General features: G+C 65.2%; 6 protein-coding genes and 4 tRNA genes. All 10 read left to right on the top strand.

What is annotated here, in order from left to right; translation table 11 throughout:
• Window positions 1-114 precede the first annotated feature (114 nt).
• Window positions 115-1,410 (top strand): fumarylacetoacetase, encoded by a 1,296-nt coding sequence (fahA, locus tag ABJF88_19120; GenBank protein MEP0549054.1) that lies wholly within the window; start codon window positions 115-117, stop codon window positions 1,408-1,410.
• 310 nt (window positions 1,411-1,720) lie between these two features.
• Complete coding sequence (queA, locus tag ABJF88_19125; GenBank protein MEP0549055.1) at window positions 1,721-2,767, top strand: tRNA preQ1(34) S-adenosylmethionine ribosyltransferase-isomerase QueA; 1,047 nt, start codon at window positions 1,721-1,723, stop codon at window positions 2,765-2,767.
• 494 nt (window positions 2,768-3,261) lie between these two features.
• Complete coding sequence (ispD, locus tag ABJF88_19130) at window positions 3,262-3,981, top strand: 2-C-methyl-D-erythritol 4-phosphate cytidylyltransferase (GenBank protein ID MEP0549056.1); 720 nt, start codon at window positions 3,262-3,264, stop codon at window positions 3,979-3,981.
• A 39-nt stretch (window positions 3,982-4,020) separates the two neighbouring features.
• Window positions 4,021-4,497 carry a 2-C-methyl-D-erythritol 2,4-cyclodiphosphate synthase gene (ispF, locus tag ABJF88_19135; GenBank protein ID MEP0549057.1) on the top strand — a complete coding sequence of 159 codons (477 nt, stop codon included), beginning with the start codon at window positions 4,021-4,023 and terminating at the stop codon, window positions 4,495-4,497.
• A complete protein-coding gene (locus ABJF88_19140) occupies window positions 4,490-5,158 on the top strand; it encodes a DedA family protein (protein ID MEP0549058.1) in 669 nt (222 codons plus the stop codon). The genes ispF and ABJF88_19140 overlap by 8 nt, the downstream gene beginning before the upstream one ends.
• 61 nt (window positions 5,159-5,219) lie before the next feature.
• Window positions 5,220-5,292: transfer RNA gene (locus tag ABJF88_19145), tRNA-Thr, on the top strand.
• 49 nt (window positions 5,293-5,341) lie between these two features.
• Window positions 5,342-5,424, top strand: a tRNA-Tyr gene (locus ABJF88_19150).
• Between the two features lie 73 nt (window positions 5,425-5,497).
• A tRNA-Gly gene (locus tag ABJF88_19155) sits at window positions 5,498-5,573 on the top strand.
• Window positions 5,574-5,585: 12 nt separating this feature from the next.
• Window positions 5,586-5,660 (top strand) — tRNA-Thr (locus ABJF88_19160).
• A 200-nt stretch (window positions 5,661-5,860) separates the two neighbouring features.
• Window positions 5,861-6,000: GTP-binding protein (locus tag ABJF88_19165; protein ID MEP0549059.1), on the top strand; the 140-nt coding region annotated here is incomplete at its 3' end.

A 6,000-nucleotide genomic window follows, 5' to 3' on the forward strand; every position in this document is an offset into this window, starting at 1 on the left:
AGCGTGTGGAGGGAAAGGAGAGGGCACGTTTATGTCCATCCCTTCGTAGTTCTAGTTCTCCCCACGCTCTTTCATTCCCTCCATTCCTTCCTCGCCCTCCCATCCTCCCCAGAAATGAACCCCACCAACGATCCCGCCCTCCGCTCGTTCGTCAAGGTCGCGCCGGACTCCCACTTCCCGATTCAGAACCTCCCGTTCGGTGTGTTCAAACGGAAGGTTGGCGGGGCGGCGCAGGTAGGCGTGGCGATCGGGGATTACGTGCTCGACCTCGCGGTGCTGGAAGATCGGAAGCTGTTCACCGGGGAATATCTCGCCGGGCGGCGGCCGTTCTCGCAGTCGTCGCTGAACCTGTTCATGGGGCTCGGCCGTCCGGCGTGGCGCGAGGCGCGGCGCACCGTGCAGGACCTCCTCCGCCACGACAACGCGACGCTCCGCGACGACGAAGCCCTCCGCGAGCAGGCCCTCGTGCCCATCGACGAGGTCGAGATGCTGCTGCCCGCCCACGTCGGCGACTACACCGATTTCTACTCGTCGCGGCAGCACGCCACGAACGTCGGCTCGATGTTCCGCGACCCGGACAACGCGCTCCTCCCAAACTGGCTGCACCTCCCCGTCGGTTACCACGGCCGCGCGTCATCCGTCGTCGTCAGCGGGACCGACGTGGTGCGGCCCCACGGCCAACTCAAGCCGAGCGACGACGCGCCGCCCGTCTTCGGCACCTCGAAGCTCCTCGACTTTGAACTCGAGATGGGTTTCTTCGTCGGGCCCGGCAACGAACTCGGCTGGCCCATCCCCATCGACGACGCCGACGAGCACATCTTCGGCCTCGTCCTCGTCAACGACTGGAGCGCGCGCGACATCCAGAAGTGGGAGTACGTCCCGCTCGGGCCGTTCCTCGGCAAGAGCTTCGCCACGAGCGTCAGCCCGTGGGTCGTGATGCTGGAGGCGCTCGAACCGTTCCGCGTCCCCGGCGAGCCGCAGACCGAAGAGGCCGGGAATCCCGCAATCCTCGACTACCTCAAGCAGCGGGACGACCGCTCGTTCGACATCCACCTCGAAGTGGCGTTGCAGGCGGAGGGGATGAAGCGGCCCGCCGTCATCGCCCGGTCGAACACGCAAAACCTGTACTGGAGCGTCGAGCAGCAGCTCACGCACCACACCGTCAACGGCTGCAACGCGCGCCCCGGCGACCTCATGGCGAGCGGCACGATCAGCGGCACCGACGAGGGCTCGTACGGCAGCATGCTGGAACTCTCGTGGCGTGGCTCGAAGCCGCTCCAACTCCCCGGTGGCGGCGAGCGGAAGTTCCTCCAAGACGGCGACCTCGTCACGATGACCGGCTGGGCGCAGGGCGACGGCTACCGCGTTGGTTTCGGGGAAGTAGCGGGCCGCGTGAAGCCGGCGATTTGACGGGGTTCCGCGTCGCGCTGCGATGACGGCTGCGGGTTCCGAACGGAGCCCACAGCCCCGAAGCGGAACGGGAGGAATGGGACGCATCGGCGCGCCGAACCGCGCGAAATGAAGCGGTATGGCCGTTCAAAAAGGTTGGCGCCGCCTGGGAACACGGTTATATTAGCGGCCGATCTGTGGGTGGGGTTCACGACGCCTTCACGTTTTTCGGACGTATGCCCCTGCCCGCTGTGCTCCCGACTCACCGCTTGCCCCCCGTCATATGAGTAGCGTTGCTACCGCGCCTCGCATTTTCCGCCCCACCCTCTCGCTGAAGCTCTCGGACTTCGACTACGAGTACCCGAAGAAGCTCATCGCCAAGTATCCGGCGGAACCGCGTGACAGCGCTCGGCTGATGGTCGTGAACCGGAAAGAGCGGACTGTCGACCACCGCACCTTCCGCGACGTCGTCGACTACTTCAACGAGGGCGACGTGCTCGTGGTGAACAACACGAAGGTGTTTCCCGCACGGCTCTTCGGCAACAAGGAGAAGACGGGCGCCCGCATCGAGGTCTTCCTCCTCCGCGAGCTCAACCGCGACAGCCGGCTGTGGGACGTGATCGTCAACCCCGCCCGCAAGATCCGCGTCGGCAACAAGCTCTACTTCGATAACGGCCTCGTCGCCGAGGTCGTGGACAACACGACGAGCCGGGGCCGGACGATCCGCTTCATCTTCGACGGCACGTGCGAGGAGCTCTACGAGCAGATCGACGAGATCGGCAACACGCCGATCCCGCCGTACATCAAGCGCGACGCGGAGGACGACGACAAGGAGCGCTACCAGACGATGTTCGCGCAGCGCCGCGGCGCCGTCGCCGCGCCGACCGCCGGGCTCCACTTCACCCCGGAGCTGATCGCCGACCTCGAAGCGAAGGGCGTCACGGTCTGCCCGGTCACGCTCCACATCGGGCTCGGGACGTTCCGCCCGGTCGAAGTCGAGGACCTCACGAAGCACCGGATGGACTCGGAGAACTTCATCGTCGAGGATCACGAGTGCGAGGCGATCAACCGCGCGCTCGCCTCGCCGCACAACAAGGTGACCGTCGTCGGGACGACGTGCGTGCGCGCCCTCGAGTCGAGCATCTCGGCGAACGGCGGGCTGAAGTCGGGCTCGGGCTGGACCGACAAGTTCATCTACCCGCCCTACGAGTTCCGCATCGCCGAGCAACTCATCACCAACTTCCACATGCCGAAGTCGACGCTGCTGATGCTGGTCTCGGCGTTCTCGGACCGCGAGCTGATGATCCACGCCTACGAGCAGGCCGTCGAGCAGGAGTACCGGCTGTTCTCCTTCGGCGACGCGATGATCATCGTGTAGTCCGTCGTCATTGGCTCGTTGTCCGTTGCTGACTTGTTTTTCTCCAAGACCATTGAGCTTGAGCTTCGGGAAGAACGGGGGGCTGTTGTCGCCCGGCTTCGTGAGCGAACGAAGTGGCGGTTCTTCGCTTGGCGGCTACGACTCTCAGGGCTCGTTAAAGAGACCTCGTTCTGGTTCTGCCTTCGGGGTCTGTGGCTCGGTGCCGCGATGATTGTCATCCGAGGAGTAATCGAAGAGCGGAAGGGCGGATCGTATTTGCAAGCACAAGCCGGCTTGGCTGCGTGGGCAATCCTCGTGAACGGGTTATTCGCATTCATGTGCACGGCCGCGATGATATCCATGCTACAGCGAGGAATACTGGATCCTATGGGGTTCTTTCTCTTCCCTGGGCTCATTGGATACTTCGTCGGATCTCTAGTTTGGGCACACAAGCGCTATGTACCTCGCGCCATTGATTTGTTAAAGGACGCAGTCTTTCCGCCGAAGGCTGGGTAATGCATAGTGGTGAGACTACCGTATTAATCCCCGCCGCCGGATCGGGGCGCCGGATGGGGGGCGAGCGCAAGCAGTTCCGTACGCTCGGCGGTGCGCCCGTCCTCGTGCGGACGCTGGAGGTGTTCGAGCGGCACGCCGAGGTGGGTGCGCTCGTCGTCGTCGGGCCAGTGGGGGAGACGAATGCGCTACGCAACGAACTACGAGACTACGGTCTCACGAAGCTCCACGCTGTCGTCGAGGGCGGGGCGACACGGCAGGCCTCGGTTGGGCGCGGGCTCGATGCGCTCCCGGCTGAGACCGAGATCGTGCTCGTCCACGATGCCGTCCGCCCGTTCCTCCCAGCTGATGCGCTGAGTGCGGTGGTCGAAGCCGCCCGCGCGCACGGCGCCGCCGCGCTCGCCATCCCGGTGGCCGACACGGTCCGGCGCGGCGACGAGACGTTCGGGGAGACGGTCCCGCGCGACGGGCTCTGGCGGATGCAGACGCCACAGGCCTTCCGGCTGGACCTGCTCCGCGAAGCCCACGCCCGCTTCGCCGGCGTCCCCGGCACCGACGAGGTCGAACTCGTGCAGCGGCTCGGCCGGGCGGTGCGGATCGTCGAGGGTAGCGCGCTCACGTTCAAGATCACCACGCCTGCCGACTGGACGCTCGCCGAGGCGCTGTGGCCTTTTTGGGAAAGGGAGTGGGCGCGCGCGGAGGATGGGGAGCGGCGGCTGTAGTTTCCGTCCCCTCGTGCTCTCACCCCTCCCTGTTTCGCCGTGCGCATCGGAATTGGCTACGACGTCCACCGCCTCGCCGAAGGCCGCCCGCTCATCCTCGGCGGCGTCCACATCCCGCACGACCGAGGGCTCGACGGCCATTCCGACGCCGACGTGCTCGTCCACGCGATCATCGATGCGCTCCTCGGCGCCGCTGCCCTCGGCGATATCGGCCAGCACTTCCCCGACACCGATGCCGAGTGGAAAGGGGCCGACAGCATGAAGCTGCTCGCGCACGTCCGGGGCCTCGTCCGCGAGGCAGGCTATAACGTCGGCAATGTGGACGCCGTCGTCGTCCTGCAACGGCCAAAGCTCCGTCCGCACATCGACGCGATGCGCGCGAATATCGCCGACGTACTCGGCGTCGAGATCGGTCAGGTGGCCGTGAAAGCGACGACGGGGGAGACGATGGGCTTCGTCGGGCGCGAAGAAGGAGCCGCCGTGCACGCCGTCTGCCTGCTGCTCGCCGATGGGTGAGCTCCTCGGCGATATCGTCACGTGGATGCAGGGGCTCTCGCCGGTGTGGATCTACGTCACCGTGTTCGGCGTCGCGTATCTCGAAAACGTCGTCCCGCCGATTCCCGGCGACATGATCGTCGTGTTCGGCGGTTACCTCGCCGGATTGGGGCAGGTCGGACTCGTCCCCGTCATCCTGCTCGCGACGGTCGCGGGCACGCTCGGATTCATGTCGATGTACGCGGTGGGGCGAACGGTCGGGGAGGCCGTGTTGGACCCGGATCGAATGCGGTGGATTCCGAAGCAGGCGGCGTGGAAGGTGCGCGCGTGGCTGCAGAAGTACGGCTACGGCGTCGTCGCGGCAAACCGATTTCTGAGCGGGGCGCGGGCCGTCATCTCGCTCATGGTCGGTGTCGCCCGGATGCCGGCGGGGCCGGTCGCGGTGTGGGCCGCGTTGAGCGCGGCGGTGTGGACCGGGATCATTGCCTACCTCGGTGCCGTGGTCGGAGACAACTGGGCCTTAGTCGGCGAGTGGCTGAAGCGGTATGGGCAAGGCGTCACCGTCGTGCTCGTCGTCGTGGCTGTGGTTTACGTCGGCCTGAAGGCATGGCAGCGGCGGGCGGGCTCTCAAAGAAACGGCGAAGACCCCAAAACGGGGATTTCGGACGCTCCGGAGAGTTGACAGCGGACAGAACGCTCCCTACCTTTCCTGTCTGTCTGCGCGCGTTAGATCTGCCATTCAGGCTGGCGTAGCTCAACTGGTAGAGCAGCTGATTTGTAATCAGCAGGTTGGGGGTTCGAGTCCCTTCGCCAGCTCTGCTCGCCGGCTGTGAAACGCTGGCAGTCTTGACGTGCTGATACACCTGGGCAGGTGGCCGAGTGGTTAAAGGCGACAGACTGTAAATCTGTTCTCATACGAGTACGGAGGTTCGAATCCTTCCCTGCCCACAAAAGGTTTGAGGTTGGAAGTTCTGGGTTTGAAGAAGCCCACAACTCTCGACCTCGCACCTCCGACCCGTTTGCGGGAGTAGCTCAGTTGGTAGAGCATCAGCCTTCCAAGCTGAGGGTCGCGAGTTCGAATCTCGTCTCCCGCTCCACATGTAGTATCCGCCTCCTTAGCTCAGCGGTAGAGCACTTCCATGGTAAGGAAGGGGTCCCCGGTTCAAGTCCGGGAGGAGGCTCCACGGCGTTCGAAGCGCCGCCCGGTACGCCGTCGATGACGGCCCGGGCGTGCGACCCGGCGCCGCGTGGCGTGTCCCACGCCCGTCTCATCGGGTGCGCCCGATGGGGCCAGGGGATGCGCCTTTTTGCTATACCCCTCGTTCTTCCGCGTTGCGCCAGCGACGCCCCTCATTCCACTCCGCATCACCAGTAAGCAAAGGCCATGGCAAAGGAAACGTTTCAGCGCACGAAGCCGCACGTGAACGTCGGCACGATCGGCCACGTCGACCACGGGAAGACCACGCTCACGGCGGCGATCACGTCGGTGCTCTCGCTGAAGTCCGGCGGCGAGGCGCGGTCCTT

Source organism: Rhodothermales bacterium (assembly GCA_039944855.1).
In the GTDB taxonomy this organism is placed as follows: domain Bacteria; phylum Bacteroidota; class Rhodothermia; order Rhodothermales; family JANQRZ01; genus JBBSMX01.